A 20,780-nucleotide genomic window follows, 5' to 3' on the forward strand; every position below is an offset into this window, starting at 1 on the left:
CCTTTTTTTTGTGGAAAAGGCATTTAAATGTCACTATTGGAATTCCATTTTATGTAAATAGGAAGATGATCGCTAAAACCAGAATAATTAAATTTCATTCCTATAAAACTTCTTTTGACTTTTTTGCCCTTATACTTTTGGTCTTTTTCTAATAAAAAAGATTCATCAAAAATAACAGTGTTAGGCTGATGTAAGTGCTTTAAAACAGATTTAGATACAAAAAAATGATCTAGTTTACTCCATTTAGCTCTAAACTTATAAGTGCCTTTATCATCGTCTTTATGAATGTTAAAGAGTTTATTTTCTCTTACTAGGTTTTGAAGACTCAAATCCTTAGGTTCATCATTAAAATCTCCCATGGCAATTATATTGGCTTGGGAATTAATATTCAGTATGCTATCTATTTTATGCTTGATAATATTAGATACGAACATCCTTTTTGGTTCAGACTTTATCTTGCCTCCCCACCTAGAGGGCCAATGGTTGACAAAAAAATGTATAGTATCTACACCTTTTAATACACCTCTGCAGTATAAAATATCACGAGTGTATTTGCGCTTATAAGGCAAATCTATTTTATGCCATTGACTAAACTGTATTTTGAAAATATCTTTTCTATATATAAGAGCCACATCTATACCTCTTTTATCGGGAGAATCTCTATGCACGATATCGTAGTTAAATTTCTTTAGTGCAGGATTAGATATGAGTTTTTTTATGACATCTATATTTTCTACTTCACATAACCCTATAATTTCAGGAGATTCAAATCCTCCAATTATCTTTAATACTTTGGCTAGATTCTTAATTTTTTTTTCATACTTCTTTTTATTCCAGTTTTTAAAACCACTGGGAGTAAATTCATCATCTAGAGTATTAGGATTGTTTATAGTGTCAAATAAGTTCTCTACGTTGTAAAAAACTATCTGTGTAAAACAGGTTTCAAATGAAAATAAAAAGCAAAAGAGTAACAGAGTTATATTATAGCCTTTCATTTTAAAGGGAAAAAATTAGTAGATTATTAATCTATCAAATAGAATTCTACAGTAGAGCTCACGCTAGCCTTTTGAAAATTAAGGGTTGAGTTAAAATCATACCGTTCAACTGAAAGATCCCCTTGATGAACTTTTTTTATTCCACCTATTGTAGAGTTAGAATATACTCCAAATTTTTCAGCGAGTTCTCTGGCATTTTTAGTAGCCTCCTCTTTAAGCTCTGTTTCTATACCAGCTAGATTTCTAACCATATAACCAACGTGAGAGGTGTAACTTAGAGTTATATCTTTTGAAATCAAAGTATACATATCAGAAATAGATTCTCGTAAAGCATCTACATTATGAGTTTTTACAACTAATTCTACACGAGCGTAATATCTATCAGACTCATATTGACTGTCAGAATAATCATCGACAGGGAAATTAACCAGAGAAACATAAAAATGACTTTGTTCTATTTCTCTCTTTTCAATCCCCTTTGATTCTAAATAATCATATATAAATTGAATCTTGCTATCTAATGCATTTTTCACTTCAGATAGGTCTTGGTCTTTTTCACAGTGACCAATGTTCAGATGTAAAACACCCAAATCAACTTCTATATCCCTTTGGGCTGATCCAATTACTGTTACAAAACGATCGACCTTTTCACCTTTGACCAAGGTATTAGCTATTGCAATGCTAGAGAGGATTATACCTACAGATAGTATCAGTGAGAGAAGTATAGTTTGTCTGTTTTTCATCTTCAAAACACTAAAAAAAACATTTCTTGACAATTATAAATAATCAATCTATAAGATAAAATTCAATTGTGGAGACCACTTTTATTTTTTTGATCATTAATCTATCGTCGTATGTATAAGTGTTTTCAAATGAAAAATTACCTTGATTAGCTCTTTTTATTCTTCCTACTTTAGAGTTAGAATTTAGCGCAAATTTCTCAGCAGATTCTCTCGCGTTTTTAGTAGCTTCTTCTATCATTTCTAGCTTTATATCATTTAGTTTTGTAAATAAATATTTAACATGCCAGGGTTCAGTCGTAACGGCTAGACCTTTTGAAATCAAGCTAGATGTATCTAAAATAGCCCGTTGTAGACCATCTACATTCCTAGTGCTTATTACAAGCTTTAAAGTACTGAAAAATTTTTGTTTTTCAAGTGTGTTTGGGGAGTAAAATTCATTTTTCATAGGGTCATATACATAAGTCATATTATGCATTATCTCTGACTTTTTAATCCCTTTTGACTCTAGATATTCGTACATCAGCTTTAATTTTAAGGCTGCCTTTTTTTGTGTATCTGACAAAGTATCTGAAACATCTTTCATATACAGATACCAAATACCTAAATCAGCCTTTACTTCTCTTTGTACGGATCCCTTTATTACTATAGAACGATTAAATTTTCTAGAATTTACTACTACATCACTAATAATTACAGCAGAGATAACTAAACTTATGGAAATTATAAGTAAAGAAAGCGTGATTTTTTTATTGTTCATTTTTTATACAGATAACGATTAAAACAAAATGTACAGAGCGCTTTTTATCTCTTATTATAACTTAAAATGTCAAAACGAAATTTTGACCTAGAAAAAAAACACAAAACAATCTTTAATCTCTCAAATAAAATTCAAGTGTAGATACTATACGGATTTTTTTGATTTGTGGTATATCATCACTGAGATTAGTAATTGAAAAGATGCCCTGACTAGCGTTTTTTATTTTACCTACCCTAGAGTCAGAATCTTTTGCAAATTTTTCAGCAACTTTTCTAGCATTTTTAGTAGCTTCTTCCACCATTTCTGGCTTTATATCATTTAGACCAGTAAATAGGTAATTAACATAGTGATTATTCTTGGCTATTGTGATATCCTTAGAAATTAAACCAGATACATTGGTAATAACTGTCTGTAGAAGATCTACATTGCTGGTTCTTATAAGAAATTCTACACTTCCAAAATATCTATTCACATGCTTTTTTGGGGTGGAAAATTGATCATTCCAAGAGTCGTGCACAGAAACTATATTTCGTTTTATCTCAGATTCTTCAATACCCCCTGATTTTAAATACTCATATATAGTATTTATCTTAAACTCTAACTTCTTTTCTACTTCAGATAAGTTTTTGGCCGAATGAAGGATTTTTAAGGTCCAAACCCCCAAATCTGCTTTTACTTCTCTCTCTGCTAAACCTTTCACTACCACAGAGCGATCAAATTCCTTAGCATTTACTAGGATTTTACCTATCATCATTCCAGAGACTACTATTCCTACGGAAATGATAAGTGAAAAAAGTATAATTTTTTTATTGCTCATTTTTTAATTTAATTTTATCAAATAACACATTTATAGCCTCTTCTACATAAACATCATTTTTTAGACGTTTGTTCCAGTCTTTTATTTTGTCTGCAAAGGATTCATCATTTTTGATACGCTTCTGATCACTTTTAGCCAAGTGAAACTCTAGATTATTATCGTATTTATCTAGAAAATAGTATTTTTCTCTTTGCTTTTCTAGTTCCTTATTTTCTCTCTGAAAACTCTCTAAATTTAGCATTATTTTCTTGTCATTATTTATTTTTTTTATCCAAAAATATTTTTCTTCTAAAAGTTCTAAGTATTTATTTTTTTTTAACCTACTAATGCTATTTTGTTTTATATCCTCTAGATTGTCATATACTTTAGGACTGTATTTTGTAGCTTGTATACTGTCCCAAGGCATAGCATTTTTCTGTGATCTTTCGCCTATATTTTCCATATAGCTATACTTGTTTGGAATGAGTATATCCGGATTTACTCCTCTCAGTTGTGTTGATCCTCCATTGACTCTGTAAAACTTTTGTATTGTCAGCTTTATAGCTCCGTATATTGGAGAATCTGTATTGCCAATCATTTGATCAAAATCGTATATAGTTTGTACTGTGCCTTTACCATATGTCTGTTTTGGACCTATTATTAATGCCCTTCCATAATCCTGCATTGCAGCAGCTAAGATTTCAGATGCAGAAGCAGAGGTCTGATCTACTAAAATTATCAATTCACCATTGTATTGCACAGTATTGCTGTCGTCGCTCAACACTTTAGTGCGTCCTCCCTTTTGTTGTATCTCCACAATAGGGCCATTTTTTATGAAAAAGCCTCCTATTTCGACTGTCTTGTGTAAAGACCCTCCACCATTACCTCTTAAGTCTAAGATTATACCTTCTACATTTTCTTCTTTTAACTTGTCTATTTCTCTGAGTACATCTTTGGCACAATCAGGAGAATTATCATTTTTGAAGTCTATATAAAACTTTGGTAAATCAATAATCCCGAATGTTTTCCCTTTGAATTTTATAATTGAAGATTTAGCAAAAGTCTCTTCTAATTTGACTACCCCTCTGACTATGTTGACTGTCTCTATCTTCCCATTTACTCTTTGAACGGTCAACTCTGCTATGGTTCCCTTCTTCCCTTTTATGAATTTTATAGATTCACTTAAACTCACTATAGAAAAATCTAATTGTTCTCCATTAGGTTTTGTAATTTTAAGCAGCTTATCTCCTACTTCTAATTTTTTTTGTTTCCAAGCAGGTCCTCCTAGAATTATTCTGGTAATAACCACATAACCATTCTGTTTTGATAATTCAGCCCCAATCCCTTCGAATTGCCCTGACATGCTCATGTCGAATTTATCTTTTGCAACCGGCCTAAAATACTCAGTATGAGGATCATAAACAGATAGTATAGAATTTATATAACTAGATAAATAATCTTTTTTTTCTACAGACAGAAGTTTTTTGTACTGATTTTCTAAGGATTTCTTAAACTCTTGCCTAGATTCTTCTTCTAGAGTCTCGAAAGATTTTTTGGAGTCTTTATCGTTTTTCTTATCCGTCGCTTCATCGGAAGAGACCTCTAATTTATTTGATAACACTTGCAATACACTAGCCTTTATCAATTTTCTCCATCTCTCATACATCTCTTCTTTACTATCGACATAATCAACCAATGATGAAGAACTATCATTTATAGAGTCCTTTACAAAAACCATATTTATAAATTCATCTTTAGAAAAATCAAAAGGCTTTGATAAGACTTCTTCAGAGATAGATATAGATTCTTTTATTCTCTCTGTCAACATATTATAAGATAGATTAAAAAAATCCAAAGATCCTTTATCGTATTGATCATCGATCAGATATCTATATTCATTTAATATATCGTAATCGCTCTTATACAGATACCTTTTATAATCATCTATATATTTTAGATATTTATCAAATACTTTTTCAGAGAAAGTATCATCTATTTTTAGATCGATATAGTGATTGTAATCCAAGGCTTGTCTAATCAGCTTTATTAAAGCCACATCGTCATTTCCATAAGACGATTTTCCAATATTATTGGAGCAGAAAACAAATAGCCCCAAGAATAGAGTAACTATAAATGCTGACCTAAAAAAAGATGTTTTTCTAGTATTGTTCATTTACTTTTTTATTTTGTTATTTTTCTATCACTCAAAGTGAATTAATCTACTCTTATAGGCATAATCAGCATCAATAGACTCTCGGTATCATCGTCGTCTTTTGAATCTTCTACAGGAGTTATCAGAACAGGATTATACGGCAAGGACATTGCCATGGATATGTTTTCTGATTCTACATTATTCAATATTTCTAACAGATGTCTAGATCCTAATACTATTTTGATATCACCACCTGTGTAATCACAAGCCATCGTTTCGGTTCCCTTATTGTAAAAATCTACATCTTCGGCTGATAATTCTAGATTTCCATTGGAAATACAAAACTTTATTTTACGCATAGACATATCTGCAAACAGCGACAATCTACTTATGGAATTAAGAAACATATTTCTATCTAATGTCAATATATTAGGACTATTAACAGGAATAAAGTTGTCGTAATCTGGAGGGGTAGCGTCTATCAATTTACAAGTGATGGTGATATTCTCGAAGCAAAATTTAGCATTTATATCGTTGTATTCTATCCTGACCTCCGTATCAGAATTTATATCGATAATATTTCTAAGGGTGTTAAGAGTTTTTTTAGGAACTATAAAACCTAATTCTTGTTGGGATGTGATGTCTGATCTGTGGTATTTTACAAATTTGAAGGTATCACTGGCATAGAAAGTCGTTCCTTTACTATTAGATTTTAGCAATACACCTTTTAATGCATGTCTTAAATCGTTGTCTTTTAAAGTTGCAAAAATAGTTTTGGATATGGCCTTAGATAACAAGCCACCTCCTATACATAAAGAAGAGGTATTCTCTAAAGAAGGTGGTTTTTCAAAGCCATCAGCACTCTCGTAACCGATAGAAAAAACTCCCTGATTCGAAGATATGTCCAAAGTGTTTTTATCTTTAGTTACGGTAAATTCTAAGGGTTGTTCTGGGAACGATTTCAAAGTGTCTAATAACATTTTTGAAGGAACTACTATCTTGAGTTTTTCCTCTAAAACAACATCTAATACCGAAGTTATTGTAGTGCTAGAATCCGATGCGTAAATAATAGTATTATCGTTGTTAAATTCAAATAAAAATCCACTCAAAATAGGAGTGACATTATTCGAAGGTACTACATTGTTCAATATGCGCAATTGTTTTAATAAAAATGCGCTAGAAACCGTAAATTTCATTACTATAGTTTTGTTTTTGACCTAAGGTACAAAAGTAGTTTTTTATACCTAACAATTTATACATGTGTTAAGAATTCTAATACATCAACGGTTTTTACATAATCTGAGATTGTGGGATTGTGAGATTGTTTAAAGCTCATGCTATTAAAGCGATTTTTAATATTGCTTAAAACGTATTCTATAGAATCTTTTTTTGCCTTGATGAGCTTATCCATATCATCTAAGTCTTTGTAATATTGGTAAAACAAAGTAGAAATGGGACTATGGATATCTATATCTTCCTTTAGAATTAAGAAGCCATTTTCTATTATATCGGCTTTGTTCATGAGATATACAAATCTGTTATACTGATAATTATCATAGTATTTTGCGTGATTTATAACATGTTTTTTACAATATACTCCTCTGAAAAATTTATCGAAATCATATCCTTCTGGCACAAATATTTTAGAGATATTTCTATTGCTCAAACCGAAATAGTCAAACACATGGTCTGATAGTAATTTTAGATCTTCTACAGATTCAGATCCTGTTAATACAGCTACAGCTTTTTTTTGTGTTTCAATTATAGAAGGTTTATTGCGCAAATAATCATGTAAGGATTTGTTAACCTCCTCTGTTATTATAGCATCAAAGTTTGCAATAGTCTTTTTTACACTTATTCTTTTGGCAATGCTCAAATCTAGATCACAGATAAAAGACAGTATAACCTTAAATAAATTTTCATTATTGGGCGATAATCTAATTGTGATATTGTGATTAGATATTATAGCAGATAAGAGATAATACATTCCATCTAGAGGAGTATTGCTCGGCATAACAAGAGCTAAATTTTTAGGTTTTACATCTGTAAAACAGTATTTGTTTATCCAGTTTTTTACATATGGGCCTCTTAGTATATCAGCCCATTTACAAATGTCTAAAAGCACATTATCCCTTGTAAACCAGGAGGTATATATATGAGAGTTATCTATCTCTTTTAGAAAGAGATCAAAATATTTTTTGTCTTGTGGTCGCTTGTGTTGTTTTATTTCTCCAGGAGAGAATTGAGACAAAAACTGTCCCAATTTCAATAGTATATCTAACAATTAGTACGTGTCTATATCTCTATTTTTAACCTTCAAAATCCACGCTTCAGGATTTATTTCCCTTATTTTAGATAGCTTTAATTTAGCTGTATCTATATCGTTGAAAGAAGAATAGTAAACTCTAATATTAGAACCTTCTAGTCGTAATAATTTGGAATCAAACCCTTTTTTGTTTATCTCTCTTATGCACTTTTGAGCGTTAGCAATTTTTTTAAACGATCCAGAAATTATAAAGAAAGTGTTCTCTTTTTTAGAGATTTCTCTTTTTTCAGGGATTATAATCTTTTCTACTTTATCAGATGAATAAGTATTGTGGTTGTATTTTTTTTCTTCTGATATTTCTGCATTCTCTTGTTCAACATCACTTGCTGCAGAACTAGATTGATTTTTTTTATCAGATGAATAAGTATTGTGGTTGTAATTTTTTTCTTCTGATATTTCTTCACTCTCTTGTTCAATACCGCTTACTACAGAACTAGATTGATTTTTTTTATGATTACCAATATTTATTACACTGGCAAAATAGGTAATGATATCATTTTGTTGATAGATAAAAGGGCCTATTAGCAGGGAGCCCCCAAGGATAAGCCCAGCTACATACCTCATAGGTTTTTTCAGAGAATAGGACAATCTCCTGTTGAGATTATTAGTTTTGAGAGTTATTGCTTTTTCTAGATTCCTATTTATTCTAGGAGCGTGTATTGGTCCTAGACCGAATGAGTTAATTAGATAATTAAAGCTATCATCTGGAGTAAAGACTAAATTTCCCCCTGTACTCAGTTTAAAAGTTCCAATGTTTTCAATAGAAAGAGATTTAATCTTATCTAGATTGTTTCTCCAATTTTCAACTTCTAAGTTTACACCAGCAGAAGCGTCTGAATAGGAGATGCCTCTCTGTCTAGAGATATAATTGATCAACAGGCCGTCGCTCTGTTTAATATTTATGTTAAAGGATATTTTTTTAGTTGGTGGAGTTATGGTTCCAGATAATTCATCTAAAACGGCTTGGTGTTCTTTAGTTAAGAATCCTCCAAAATTTGGAACTATTACACACTCGTAGGAGTACAATAACTCCGATATATATTTACCTAAATTCATAACCCTACAAATTTATGTAAGATTTTTGAATCAAACTATAAAATACTGATATTTTAACTCAATATTAATTGATCTCATGTTAATGTATTATTTAGTATTATTGCGTTCTAATTAAATTCCTTTCATAGGAAATATCAAAATAAAGACAATATGGATAGTCTAGATAATTTTATTCTATACAGCAAAATAGGGCTTAATCACATATTAGACTTTGATGGATATGACCATATTTTATTTATAATAGCACTGTGCAGTATCTACAGTTTTAAAGATCTAAAAAAGATACTATACTTAGTGACAGCATTTACAATAGGGCATTCCATAACATTAGCTTTATCAGTTTTAGATATATTCTCCTTAGATGCGGATTTGGTAGAATTTTTGATTCTTGTGACCATATGTGCGACAGCATGTCACAATATTTTGGTTCCTACTTCCAAAAGAAATAATAGTTTTGCTTATATAGCAACGGTTTTATTTGGATTTATACATGGAATGGGATTTTCTAATTACTTAAAAGCTATATTGGGAGGAGTAAAGGATGAATTATTATTACCTCTATTCGGATTTAATGTAGGTTTGGAAATAGGACAGATAATCGTGGTGATATTGTTACTTATATTCAACATAGTATTTGTATACATAATGAATGTCAAAAAAAAGGATTATATATTGGTTACCTCTTCTATAACTCTAGGAATGACTATTCCCATGTTGTTATCTCTCTGTTAGCGAATTATATATACTATCTAACTGATTATAAAGTGTTTATGATGCCTAGATTGTATTTCTATGTAGGGTATTCCTCCATCATTGAAATTAAAATATAATATTTTGTGAGTGTCTCATTACATTTGCGCCTTAATTTTTTCATCGAAAAAAAGTTTTCTATATGCGTGATTTTATAGAAGAGTTGAGCTGGAGGGGGATGATACAAGACAAGACTCCAGGGGTAGAAGAGCAGCTCAAAAAAGAGATAACATCGGCCTATCTGGGTATAGATCCTACTTCAGATTCTCTTCACATAGGTCATTTGGTGGGAGTTATAATGTTAAAGCACTTTCAAAAAGCTGGACATATTCCCATAGCTCTCTTAGGTGGGGCCACTGGAATGATAGGAGATCCCTCTGGAAAATCTAAAGAGCGAAACCTCTTAGACGAGGAGGTTTTGAGATATAATCAAAATTGCATAAAAGAGCAATTAACCCGTTTTTTAGATTTTTCAGATCAGAGGCCTAATGCGGCACAGTTGGTAAATAATTACGATTGGGTGAAAGATATTTCTTTTTTAGACTTTATAAGAGATATAGGCAAACACATTACTGTAAACTATATGATGTCAAAGGAATCTGTAAGAAAACGAATATCTTCAGATTCTAGTGAAGGTATGTCTTTTACTGAATTCACATATCAACTGGTTCAGGGATTAGACTTTTTACATCTTTATAAAAACAATAATTGTAAACTGCAGATAGGGGGTTCAGATCAATGGGGGAACATAACAACGGGCACAGAATTGATAAGGAGAAAGACAGGAGGAGAAGCATTTGCCATCACCTGTCCTTTGATAACTAATTCTAACGGCATGAAATTCGGCAAGACAGAAGAGGGAAATATATGGTTGGATAGAAAAAAGACTTCACCTTATAAATTCTATCAATTTTGGTTGAACATATCTGATCAAGACGCTGAAAAATATCTGAAAATATTCACTTCTTTAAAAGAAGAAGAAGTATTAGATTTGATAAAAGAACATCGAGAGTCTCCTAATCTTAGTAAGGCTCAAAAAGTATTAGCTGTAGAGTTGACTACAATGGTTCACTCGCGTGAAGATTGCCATATGGCTATAGAAGCTTCAGAGATTTTATTTGGGAAATCTACTTATGAGAGTTTACAAAACATATCTGAGGAGAGATTATTAGAAGTTTTCCAAGGGGTTCCTCAAGGGGATATATCTAAAGAAATAATAAATGACGGCATAGATATTTTATCGCTTATATCTCATACTAGGGGTTTTGTGAATTCTAATTCAGAGGCTAGAAGAGCTATAAAAGAGAACTCCATATCTGTTAATAAAAAAAAGATAGATGAATCTTTTACTGTTACCTCGGAAGACTTTTTGCAGAACAAGTATATTTTGTTACAGAGAGGTAAAAAGAACTATTTCGTTTTAAGGATTAAATAATTTCTATTTCTTCGAGAAAGTTATTTAAAATATCACAATTTTATGAAGACAAAAATTATCGCTCCCTCTATATTATCTGCTGATTTTGCCAATTTACAAAAGGATATAGAAATGGTAAATTCTAGTCAGGCAGATTGGTTCCATATAGATGTTATGGATGGTTTGTTTGTGCCTAATATATCCTTTGGGATGCCTGTAATAAAGGCTATAAAAAACCATGCTACAAAAACTTTGGACGTACATTTGATGATAACAAATCCCGATAGATATATATCTTATTTCAGAGAGGCGGGAGCTGATGTTTTAACAGTTCATTATGAAGCTTGTAATCATTTACACAGAACTATTCATTCTATAAAGGAGAAGGGCATGCTTTCGGGAGTAGCTATAAATCCTCATAGCTCTGTAAATCTTTTGGAAGATATAATATGTGATGTAGATTTAGTTCTGATAATGTCTGTAAACCCTGGCTTTGGTGGACAAAAATTCATAGAGGGGACTTATGATAAAATCAGAGCTTTAAAAGAGCTTATCGAGAGAAAAAAGAGTAATGCTCTTATAGAGGTAGATGGAGGGGTCAGTCTGAGTAATTTTGAGAAGTTATTCAATTCTGGGGCAGATGTTTTGGTAGCTGGAAACTCTATTTTTAGTTCTGAAAATCCAGAGCTAACTATAAGTAAATTAAAGAATTGTTTATAACAAAATGTGTTTTTCTTCAGATTTTAAATTAGGCATATTGGGAGGAGGTCAGCTCGGTAAGATGTTGCTAAACGAAACTAGGAAATTAGATATTTTCACTAAAGTTTTAGATCCATCAGATAGTTCCCCTTGTAAAATTGGCAGTAATGAATTTGTAAAAGGTGATATTACAGACTTCAAAACGGTATATGAATTTGGCAAAAGTGTAGATGTACTTACTTTTGAGATAGAGAAGGTAAATGTACAAGCCCTCAAAAAATTGAAAAGTGAGGGAATAGGAGTGTATCCTCCTCCAGAGGAGTTAGAATTAATACAGAATAAGGCTGTACAAAAGAAGTTCTATCTAGAAAACGATATTCCCACATCTCCATTTAGTCTTTTTGCCAATAAGAGAAGTTTGATAGAGGCGGTAAAAAATTCGGAAATAGATTTTCCTTTTGTATGGAAGTCTACTATGTTTGGATACGATGGAAAAGGGGTTTGCATAGTCCAAAAAGAAAGTGATTTAGAGGCTTTAACAGATGGAGAATGTATAGCAGAGGATTTAGTTTCTGTAAAAAAGGAGTTATCAATGATAGTTGCTAAAAATCCTTCTGGAGATTTCAAGGCCTATCCTCTAGTAGAGATGGAATTTGATAAAGAGTCTAATCAGGTGGAATACATCCTTTGTCCTGCTCGTTTAGATAGGGCATTGTGTGATAAAGCAAGAGATATAGCTATTAGAGTATCTCAAAAGATGAATATAGTAGGGCTTTTGGCCATAGAGATGTTTCAGACTCAAGACGATGAAATATTGGTAAACGAAGTAGCTCCTCGCCCTCATAACAGTGGTCATTATAGTATAGAGGGATCTTATACTTCTCAATTTGAGCAACATTTGAGAGCTATTTTAGATTTACCTCTTGGAAGTACAGAGAGTAAAACGCCTGCCGTCATGGTAAATATTGTAGGTAAAGAAGGTCATGAAGGACCAGTCTATTATAAGGGCATGACAGATATATTGAAAATAGAGGGAATAACACCTCATATATACGGAAAGAAACAGACTCTACCATTTAGAAAGATGGGACACGTGACAGTTGTAGATACAGATATTGATAGAGCCAAGGCGAAGGCAGAAAAGATAAAAGACTTATTAGAGGTTATAAGTATTTAAATAGTTTAGAATTTCATCCTAGATTTTGAGGAGATAGACATATTAGAGAAATCATTTTTTAGGTATTTGAAATAAGCTGTGATTGCTATCATAGCTGCGTTATCGGTGCAGTATTCAAAAGGGAGAATATGCGTTTTCCATCCGAATTTGTCTCTGTATTTTGTCAATTCTTCTCTTATTCGAGAGTTAGAAGATACTCCTCCAGCTAAGGCTATATTTTTTATTCCTCTTTCTAAACTGGCTTTTAGTAGCTTGCTTAAAAGCGTCTCTACTATAGTGTATTGTATAGAAGCACATATATCTTCTATATTGTCTATTATAAATTTGTCGTTATCCTTAGTGTTTTTCTTCAAGAAGTACAGTATATTAGTTTTGAGTCCGCTAAAGCTAAAATTCAGACCCTCTACCTTAGGTTGTGTGAATTTAAAGGATAAAGGGTTACCTGTTTTAGCATATTTATCTATTAACATGCCACCTGGATAAGATAGACCTAACATTCTAGCGCTTTTATCAAATAGTTCTCCCACGGCGTCGTCTATAGTTTCTCCTATGACTTGCATATCAAAATAATCACGAACTTCTACTATCTGTGTATGTCCTCCAGATATTGTCAGACACAAGAAAGGGAACTCAGGCTTAGAGTGATTCTCTCTTTCTATGAAATGAGCTAAAATATGGCCTTGCATATGGTTTATTCCTATCAATGGAATCCCTAAAGCCATACTCATACTCTTTGCAAATGAAGAGCCTACTAATAAGGATCCTAGCAGCCCTGGACCTTCTGTAAAGGCTATAGCGTTTAGATCTTTTTTTTCTACTTTCGCGAGATCTAACGCTCGTTGTAAGGTGGGAACGATGTTTTGTAGATGTGACCTCGAGGCTAGCTCGGGGACTACACCCCCGAATTCTTCGTGTACAGATTGACTAGCAACTATGTTGGAGAGTATTGCTCTATCTCGAATTACAGCGACACCTGTGTCGTCGCAGGAAGATTCTATGCCTAGAATAGTGATTTCTGTTTTCATATTATTCTAAGCAAAAGTAATATATAGATGACTAAAAAAAAAAAGAGGAGAAAAGGTATAATAATCATAAGTATATTTCTATTTCTTATGGCATTATTTATATCCGTACTCAATCTAAAAGCGGTACAGACATCTCTTGTAAAGAGCATAGTTGAGGGTATTTTAAAAAATTCCAATAATAGAGTAGAAATAGGAGAAGTAGATATTTCATTTTTTGGGGATTGCATTTTTAAGGAGATATTCATACCAGATCATCACAACGATACCCTAGTATATATTCCCTATGCTAAAATAGATTTTAGAAGTTATGGACTAGTAGATAAGACTATATCTATCAAAGAGGCTGTACTAAGAGAGATATACCTTAAGATGAAGTATTACAAAGGTGAGGATAAGGATAACCTCAGAGAATTTTTGTATTCATTATCAGACAGTAACAGAGATAGTATTCCCTCTATCGATAAGAATCTATTTGAGGTAGATAAAATACGATTAATAAATTCTAAATACAGTTATATAGACGAAAGTCTTTCTGCTCCTGTAATTATAGCTGATAATATAAATAGCACATTTACAAATGTATTTTTGAGAGACAGCTTACATGTAGATATTAAAATAAATTCTTTAGAAGAGGTTAGAGGTGTGAATTGCACTAATCTACAGACAAGTCTCGTAGCGAATTCTGAAAAAATATCTTTTACTAATACTAAGTTATCTACTTCTAAGAGTGATTTAAATCTTGCTCATATAGATTTTAATTGGGGCGATAAACCTGTAGATAGCCTGAAAATGGATATTGTTTTGAATAAGTCAAAGATATCTATGGCAGAAATAGGTCGTTATATACCTAGTGTAAAATCTCATGAAAGTCTTCATGTATCTGGAATATTTAAAGGCCCTATTTCAGATTTTAAGACAGGGGAAATAAAGATATCTTCAATAGATAATACTGACAGCTCTACTTTAAAAATGCATTTGAAAAAACAAGGGAAAGGGTACGGTTTAAAAATAGACCTTTTAGATTTGAATGTGAATTATGATAGATGTATCAAATTAGTTCCTCAGCTCGATAGTTTAATGCCCAATTTAACAGGTACAGAGCGGTTTAATATAGCCGGATATATGTATTTAAGTAAGGATTCTATCTCTATAAGAGGGGAGGGGACTAGCACCATAGGAGATTTTTCCATAAGAGAATTACAACTAATTGATAATCGCAACTACAATGGGAAAATCAACATAAAAAACTTCAATCTAAGCTCTGTTGTAAAGGATATTGATTTACAAAATGTAACTGGAGAAATAAACCTATACGGCAGTGACTTTGAAAAAGAGAAGGCTTTGATATATCTAAAATCTAATATTCTATCGGCTGATTATAACGGTTATAGTTATAGAAACATGCAAATGGAGATGGATGCAAAAAAGGGATTGTATTCTATTTGGACTTCTGTAAATGACCCTAAAGCTAGGATCAGATTGACAGGTATTTTAGATATGAGAGGTCTTTTAAACAAATACGATTTAGAAATAAATTTTAATAAGTTTCTGTTATTTCCTGTGAATTTATCTAAAGAAGAGGGAGTAAGTATCAGTTCTCGTATAAGGGCCAGATTAGAGGGAAATGAAATTAAAAATATGACTGGAAGTGTGGTCTTGAGAAACACTTATTACGGAAAAGAAGGGGTATACGATAATTTTAATGATCTGTCATTTATTTCTAGTATAAACAATGGGAGACGCTTTTTAAGTGTAAAATCTGGTAATGATTTACAGGGAAGGATTGAGGGAAAGTTTAACTATGTTCAGATTTTAGATTTAGTTAAAAATTCCATAGGGAAGATGTACAAAAACTATAGGCCAGTTGAAGTAGATGAGAATCAACAGATATCATTTAAATTCAAACTGAATAAATTACACTTAAAATCCCTGCTTCCAAACTTTATAATAGGCAGCGAAATGGAATTCGCTGGAAATATAGATGGAGATAAAAACGATATGAAAATATCTCTATATTCTGACAAAGTGAGTTTGGATAATATAAGTTTTGACAATATCGTTTTTAATTTCGACACAAAAAGCAAACATGTAAACACTTATCTGTCAGCTGATGGGATGAATATTTACAAATACAGGGCAACCAAATTAGAGTTATTGTCTTCTCATCAAAATGATAGTATATCCATACTCACAACTGTTAATTTAGATAAGTATAACAAAGGCATTTCTAAAATTATAGCATATCAAACTTTCGATAAAGAAGGTCGCTTTGTTTTGGGATTAAATGAGACGCATCTATATATGGGTGATGAAACATGGATTTTTGACAAAAAAAACAATTCAAATTTTGTGATGGATGTAGACACCTATAAAGGTGTATTGAGCAATACATCTTTTAGGAGCGATGATAAAAGTGTAAATATAAAAGGTGCTATTAAAAGTAAAAGCGATAAGTATGTGCATTTATCTGCTAAAAATCTGTCGTTAAAGAGTATAAGTAAATTTTTCTTAGGTACTGAGATAAGTGGAATTATAAATGGAGATATTCGAATTCACACGGATGGGGAAATATATAAACCTCTTATAAATATAGGTATAGACCAAATCGTCTGGAACGATATGAAGTACGATAGAATGTCTTTAAACACAAAGTTTAATCACAATACTAAATCCAATTATACAAAGATTGATATTACAGATAAAAACAAACGCATTTTAGTAGGTAGGGGGCATTTCTATTATTTAAGGAATAATAAAAATATAAATATGACTCTAATGCTATCAGATATTGACTTATCTCCTATGAATTACTACACAAAGTTGGCATTAGATAATATTCGAGGAAAAGCATACGGTCATGTCAATATAGGTGGTTCTATTGGCGCCCCTAAGTTTTATGGAACTTTAAAGTTAAAGAATGCTGGACTTAAACAACCATTTATAGGTGTAGATTTTAGCTTTGAAGAGGATTCAAAAATTTATTTGAAGGATGATAAAATACATATTGATAAAATCAACTTAGAGGATACCAAGTATAAGACTAAATATCAATTATTAGGTGATTTATCCCACAATTCTTACAGAGACTGGGAATTGTCACTAAAAATATTATTCAACAATGGATTACTTCTAAACACCACATATAAAGACAATAAAGATTACAATGGCATTTTATTTGCTTCTGGCAGAGTAAATATTACAGGTAAAATTACAGAGCCTTCCATAGATGTAGTTGCTTCTACAAATAATCATACTGTGATAAATATACCTTTGAGATCTAATAGAGAAATTAAAGAGTATAATTTTATCAACTTCAAGAAAGATGAAAAGGAAGAAATATCAATCCAAAAAACGGAAACTACTGGAAAGGGTTTAGACTTTAAGTTAGATTTGAAAGTGACTCAAGATGCTCTGGCTAAAATTATTTTTAGCCCATCTGTGGGAGATGTTATAAGTGCTCGCGGGGAAGGCGATATGACTTTAGATGTAAATTCTATGGGTAAATTCAATATTTATGGTAGTTATATAATAAGGGAAGGGCTGTATAAATTTACCCTTGGAAATATTTTAAATGTAGATTTTAAGTTGCAAGAAGATAGTTCTATATCTTGGAACGGATTAATCGAGGATGCAGATTTAGATATAACAGGAACATATAAGCTAAGTGCTAATACTTCACCAATCACGTTAGAAAATTATACAGAACAATCTAAAAGTGTGAACGTTCAACTAAAACTTGGCCTAAATAAAAAATTAAATAATCCAGAGTTCAAGTTGGATATAGATTTGTTAGATGCAGGAGATGAATTAAAAAATAGGTTTAATAATCTTATGGAGGATAATCCAAATAATAAGAAAAATCAATTTTTATCACTACTTACTATGAAAACTTTCATTCCTGTCAGCGATAATATAAATGAAGAGTTTAGAGAGCCATCAAATACTCCTTACAGGGTATTGGCCGATCAGTTTTCTAGTTTTTTGTCTACACTAAGCGATGAATTTGATTTCAAACTAGATTACATAGATAATTATAAAACAGACGAGAATAGTTCTAAATTGCTAGAAGTAGGCATATCCACAAGACAGTTTTTTAAAAATAGGGTGAAGATAAATTCTCAGTTTAGAATGCCAGTGGGTGCAGATAAAAGCAATAAAATTTTACCTGAATTAGATGCTGAAGTATCTATTAGTAATGATGGTAAAATAAAATTAAAGACTTTTAGCAGGCATAATAAATCTATAAACAGTACTCTCCCAAACGGCTTTACAAATGGAGTTGGCATAAGCATAAGAAAAGATTTTTGATTCTAGATAATTTATTTAAACCCCTGTGATGTTATTTAGTTAATAGCCCCTTAGTTTACTAAGGAGCTTAGAATCAGGCTTTTAGATTAAAATTTAGAGTATTTTGAAATTTTTTGAAAAAAACCGTTCGTTTATAAAAACGGCAAAAACAGGTATAAATAGTAAAGTTTTTTCTTAGAATTAAATCCTCTTTAACCTACTGGTCTAAGTAGTAGTAGCTTGAGCTGTTTCCTTAACAGTCTCAGTAACTTTTTGAGCAGCTTTCTCAACAGCAACAATGACTTTTGTTAAGATCAGAAATAGCTTCCTGAGCTTTTTCAGCACCTTCAATAGCTCGCCTTATCTGTTTTGAACATCTACAGCTTCTTGAGCAACTTGTTGTAAAGCAATAAAAGGGTTTGAAGTATTAGAAACTTTAGCAGCAGCTTGATTAGCTAAACCAATAGCAATGCTAGAGAAACTAGTAACCTGAGTTCGATTAATAAAACCGCTTGAATCCTTTGATTTTATTTGGATTTTAAGTAAATGCCCTTTTGGTTTTGGGCTCTTTTTATGCTTATGAGGCTGATTTAGTCGGAATTTAAGAATTCTTACGCTAAAACATTCTATTTATCATAAATATGAGTCTCTTTAATTCTAGTTAATTCAAGCCTTTCAAGCATTTTTACCAAACAAATTATTAATCGAACTCAGGTTTTTAATTAAGCAAATTATTAATCGAGCTCAGGTTTATACTTCCAATTCTACCTCTTTTTATATTCAAATTATTTTTATATATTGCGACAGCGTATTTTTTTAACTTTTAATATTTTTAATTATGGAAATGAGTAAATTAACCCGCATTATTCATAGTCATACTAAAATAGATTAGACGTGATATTTTTTCCTTAACTTTTTTACTAATCGAAGAGAACTCATCTTCTTTGTCGTTTTTTTGCACCTTTTTTTAGGATGACAATGCTCTTTTTTAGTGTTTTTACATGGTTTTTTAACGACAAGGCGTAACTATCCCAAGGTTGTTCATTTCACAAATAAACAACCGTTACTGGGTAATAATTTCCCGAAATAAACCCTTGTAAACAAAAGATTTAGATAGCTGATAATAGATTCGCCTTTTGGTAATTTTAATCGTTGCTCCTACCTTGAGAAGATAGGTTCTAATCGAACTGATTAACCATTTTTTTGCTACTTCAAATCTTGTTTTCTTTATCTTCTGTTTCAGTAATAAAAACATTTCATAGGCAAGACTACTCATCATAAGTCGAAAAAAATTAGCAAGAAAACTATGATTTGACAAACGATCAGAAAAACACATATTTTTAACTTCTTTTATTCTATTTTCACTTGAATCACCTCTTTTCACATAAAAGTCAAAGTAAATTTCTCTAGCATCCTTTTGGGGAAGATTACTAGAAAAATGCCTTATGTTCATCCCTAATCCTGTACTCTCAACTTTAGAATAGCACTGTTGAGGCTTGTGCCAACTCTTGGCTTTGTACGTAAAACTCATAAAATGTTGGTGCTTCTCTCCCTGATCTAAATACATTTTTTTTACAGCATTTTTTGACCAAGATACCTTTCTTTTTAAAACTTCATTGCTCGCTATGCCTGTCACATATAGTAAATCAAAATCATCTACTAATTGGTAAAAAGGAGCGCAACTAAAGCCGCTATCACTTCTAATAATTATTTCCATCTCTGGGTGACTCTCACGTATTTTGATAATTATTCGCTTTAAAATACTCACATACCATTTATTAGAATGACTATTTCCTGGGCGGAGTACAGGAAGGATAATCTGTCCTGTTTTTCCATCATGAAAAAATAGTTCATTGTACATGAATTGACTATAATAACCGTTAAACATTGACGAATTGTTGACTGCCATGAGTTGGATCATCGAGTTGAATCTACGTCGAATAACTATTCTCTTACGATCGAGATAAACTTGAAACGATATTTGTATAACCNACGCATCACGAAAACTTAAAAACNAGCTTGTTTGTCAAAGCTATTCTCAAATCTTGATATAGTAGGTTGAGAAGCCAAATCACCTTGAAGAACATCTTTGAATTAAAGGATCGTTATGTAAATGATTAACATCATTGGCGTCTTCATAGCCTAACATGATCATATAAACCCTTTGTTTTAACTGTTGCTTTCTGGTATAAGTAATAAATCTAGAGTCTCGAGTATCAGGCAAAAGTTTACTGTAATAATGAATCAATCTATGATCTCTTTCTAGTTTTTCAAGCATGATTAAAGATCCATCAGAGCTAATTTCTGATGATGAAAAAGTTAACTCAACAGAAGTTTTCCCTCTATAAAATAATGTGTTTTTATTCCTCATTTTTGGGCTATATTAAAGTATGTTTCTTTGGACTTTAATGCCTTAAAATTAACACTTTATGCGCAATATTTAAAGGGTAACTATGAATAATCTGGGTTAACAGATCAAATGGTATTAGTACAAGAAGGTTGTACTGTTTGCACTACTACATCTACTAGCTGTAAATGCACCTCTTCTTCCTCAAGTTGTATTTAACTAAAAGCTTGAGTTCGATTAATGATTTACTTTAAGC

At 31.6% G+C, this 20,780-nt stretch carries 16 protein-coding genes; 5 read left to right on the forward strand and 11 right to left on the reverse strand.

Annotation, left to right across the window (positions count from 1 at the left end; all coding sequences use genetic code 11):
• Nucleotides 1-23: 23 nt before the first annotated feature.
• The 8 genes from JBKA6_RS02290 to JBKA6_RS02325 all read right to left on the reverse strand — a co-directional run bounded on the left by JBKA6_RS02290 (nt 24) and on the right by JBKA6_RS02325 (nt 8,825).
• On the reverse strand, nt 24-995 hold the full coding sequence (locus JBKA6_RS02290) for an endonuclease/exonuclease/phosphatase family protein (protein ID WP_096685459.1): 972 nt from the start codon (nt 993-995) through the stop codon (nt 24-26).
• Nucleotides 996-1,021: 26 nt separating this feature from the next.
• On the reverse strand, nt 1,022-1,738 hold the full coding sequence (locus tag JBKA6_RS02295) for an SIMPL domain-containing protein (RefSeq protein ID WP_096685461.1): 717 nt from the start codon (nt 1,736-1,738) through the stop codon (nt 1,022-1,024).
• Between the two features lie 43 nt (nt 1,739-1,781).
• Nucleotides 1,782-2,495, reverse strand: coding sequence for an SIMPL domain-containing protein (locus tag JBKA6_RS02300; protein WP_096685463.1), 714 nt, complete (start codon nt 2,493-2,495; stop codon nt 1,782-1,784).
• A gap of 112 nt (nt 2,496-2,607) precedes the next feature.
• Entirely contained in the window at nt 2,608-3,312 is a 705-nt protein-coding gene (locus tag JBKA6_RS02305; RefSeq protein WP_096685465.1) for an SIMPL domain-containing protein, read from the reverse strand.
• Complete coding sequence (locus JBKA6_RS02310) at nt 3,302-5,464, reverse strand: carboxy terminal-processing peptidase (protein ID WP_096685467.1); 2,163 nt, start codon at nt 5,462-5,464, stop codon at nt 3,302-3,304. The genes JBKA6_RS02305 and JBKA6_RS02310 overlap by 11 nt, the downstream gene beginning before the upstream one ends.
• A gap of 41 nt (nt 5,465-5,505) precedes the next feature.
• Nucleotides 5,506-6,639 (reverse strand): DNA polymerase III subunit beta, encoded by a 1,134-nt coding sequence (dnaN, locus tag JBKA6_RS02315; RefSeq protein WP_096685469.1) that lies wholly within the window; start codon nt 6,637-6,639, stop codon nt 5,506-5,508.
• 56 nt (nt 6,640-6,695) lie between these two features.
• Entirely contained in the window at nt 6,696-7,706 is a 1,011-nt protein-coding gene (locus tag JBKA6_RS02320) for a hypothetical protein (RefSeq protein WP_157776887.1), read from the reverse strand.
• Between the two features lie 21 nt (nt 7,707-7,727).
• Nucleotides 7,728-8,825: an HU domain-containing protein gene (locus tag JBKA6_RS02325; RefSeq protein ID WP_096685473.1), complete on the reverse strand. Its 1,098-nt coding sequence runs from the start codon at nt 8,823-8,825 to the stop codon at nt 7,728-7,730.
• 150 nt (nt 8,826-8,975) lie between these two features.
• On the opposite strand from JBKA6_RS02325, the gene JBKA6_RS02330 reads away from it, so the two are divergent.
• The 4 genes from JBKA6_RS02330 (at nt 8,976) to JBKA6_RS02345 (ending at nt 12,865) form a co-directional block, all read left to right on the forward strand.
• Entirely contained in the window at nt 8,976-9,557 is a 582-nt protein-coding gene (locus tag JBKA6_RS02330; protein WP_096685475.1) for a HupE/UreJ family protein, read from the forward strand.
• Between the two features lie 160 nt (nt 9,558-9,717).
• Nucleotides 9,718-11,010, forward strand: coding sequence for a tyrosine--tRNA ligase (gene tyrS / locus JBKA6_RS02335; protein ID WP_096685477.1), 1,293 nt, complete (start codon nt 9,718-9,720; stop codon nt 11,008-11,010).
• A gap of 42 nt (nt 11,011-11,052) precedes the next feature.
• Nucleotides 11,053-11,709 carry a ribulose-phosphate 3-epimerase gene (gene rpe / locus JBKA6_RS02340; RefSeq protein ID WP_096685479.1) on the forward strand — a complete coding sequence of 219 codons (657 nt, stop codon included), beginning with the start codon at nt 11,053-11,055 and terminating at the stop codon, nt 11,707-11,709.
• 4 nt (nt 11,710-11,713) lie between these two features.
• Entirely contained in the window at nt 11,714-12,865 is a 1,152-nt protein-coding gene (locus tag JBKA6_RS02345) for a 5-(carboxyamino)imidazole ribonucleotide synthase (RefSeq protein WP_096685481.1), read from the forward strand.
• A gap of 5 nt (nt 12,866-12,870) precedes the next feature.
• On the opposite strand, the gene tsaD is transcribed toward JBKA6_RS02345, so the two are convergent.
• Nucleotides 12,871-13,890: a tRNA (adenosine(37)-N6)-threonylcarbamoyltransferase complex transferase subunit TsaD gene (tsaD, locus tag JBKA6_RS02350; RefSeq protein ID WP_096685483.1), complete on the reverse strand. Its 1,020-nt coding sequence runs from the start codon at nt 13,888-13,890 to the stop codon at nt 12,871-12,873.
• Between the two features lie 27 nt (nt 13,891-13,917).
• Here tsaD and JBKA6_RS02355 point away from each other — a divergent pair, with 27 nt between their 5' ends.
• Nucleotides 13,918-18,198 (forward strand): translocation/assembly module TamB domain-containing protein, encoded by a 4,281-nt coding sequence (locus tag JBKA6_RS02355; protein WP_096685485.1) that lies wholly within the window; start codon nt 13,918-13,920, stop codon nt 18,196-18,198.
• Between the two features lie 1,042 nt (nt 18,199-19,240).
• Here the strand turns inward: JBKA6_RS02355 and JBKA6_RS02360 are convergent.
• Together JBKA6_RS02360 and JBKA6_RS02365 are read right to left on the reverse strand one after the other, a co-directional pair.
• Nucleotides 19,241-20,086 carry an IS1380 family transposase gene (locus JBKA6_RS02360; protein WP_157776888.1) on the reverse strand — a complete coding sequence of 282 codons (846 nt, stop codon included), beginning with the start codon at nt 20,084-20,086 and terminating at the stop codon, nt 19,241-19,243.
• A 162-nt stretch (nt 20,087-20,248) separates the two neighbouring features.
• Complete coding sequence (locus JBKA6_RS02365) at nt 20,249-20,548, reverse strand: transposase (protein WP_096685490.1); 300 nt, start codon at nt 20,546-20,548, stop codon at nt 20,249-20,251.
• Nucleotides 20,549-20,780 lie beyond the last annotated feature (232 nt).

This window comes from Ichthyobacterium seriolicida (genome assembly GCF_002369955.1).
In the GTDB taxonomy this organism is placed as follows: domain Bacteria; phylum Bacteroidota; class Bacteroidia; order Flavobacteriales; family Ichthyobacteriaceae; genus Ichthyobacterium; species Ichthyobacterium seriolicida.

What these genes read in the sequence shown, in the direction of transcription:
- JBKA6_RS02290 (WP_096685459.1), bottom strand. Translation starts at nt 995, where the DNA reads ATGAAAGGCTATAATATAACTCTGTTACTCTTTTGCTTTTTATTTTCA.
- JBKA6_RS02295 (WP_096685461.1), bottom strand. Translation starts at nt 1,738, where the DNA reads ATGAAAAACAGACAAACTATACTTCTCTCACTGATACTATCTGTAGGT.
- JBKA6_RS02300 (WP_096685463.1), bottom strand. Translation starts at nt 2,495, where the DNA reads ATGAACAATAAAAAAATCACGCTTTCTTTACTTATAATTTCCATAAGT.
- JBKA6_RS02305 (WP_096685465.1), bottom strand. Translation starts at nt 3,312, where the DNA reads ATGAGCAATAAAAAAATTATACTTTTTTCACTTATCATTTCCGTAGGA.
- JBKA6_RS02310 (WP_096685467.1), bottom strand. Translation starts at nt 5,464, where the DNA reads ATGAACAATACTAGAAAAACATCTTTTTTTAGGTCAGCATTTATAGTT.
- dnaN (WP_096685469.1), bottom strand. Translation starts at nt 6,639, where the DNA reads ATGAAATTTACGGTTTCTAGCGCATTTTTATTAAAACAATTGCGCATA.
- JBKA6_RS02325 (WP_096685473.1), bottom strand. Translation starts at nt 8,825, where the DNA reads ATGAATTTAGGTAAATATATATCGGAGTTATTGTACTCCTACGAGTGT.
- JBKA6_RS02330 (WP_096685475.1), top strand. Translation starts at nt 8,976, where the DNA reads ATGGATAGTCTAGATAATTTTATTCTATACAGCAAAATAGGGCTTAAT.
- tyrS (WP_096685477.1), top strand. Translation starts at nt 9,718, where the DNA reads ATGCGTGATTTTATAGAAGAGTTGAGCTGGAGGGGGATGATACAAGAC.
- rpe (WP_096685479.1), top strand. Translation starts at nt 11,053, where the DNA reads ATGAAGACAAAAATTATCGCTCCCTCTATATTATCTGCTGATTTTGCC.
- JBKA6_RS02345 (WP_096685481.1), top strand. Translation starts at nt 11,714, where the DNA reads ATGTGTTTTTCTTCAGATTTTAAATTAGGCATATTGGGAGGAGGTCAG.
- tsaD (WP_096685483.1), bottom strand. Translation starts at nt 13,890, where the DNA reads ATGAAAACAGAAATCACTATTCTAGGCATAGAATCTTCCTGCGACGAC.
- JBKA6_RS02355 (WP_096685485.1), top strand. Translation starts at nt 13,918, where the DNA reads ATGACTAAAAAAAAAAAGAGGAGAAAAGGTATAATAATCATAAGTATA.
- JBKA6_RS02360 (WP_157776888.1), bottom strand. Translation starts at nt 20,086, where the DNA reads ATGGCAGTCAACAATTCGTCAATGTTTAACGGTTATTATAGTCAATTC.
- JBKA6_RS02365 (WP_096685490.1), bottom strand. Translation starts at nt 20,548, where the DNA reads ATGAGGAATAAAAACACATTATTTTATAGAGGGAAAACTTCTGTTGAG.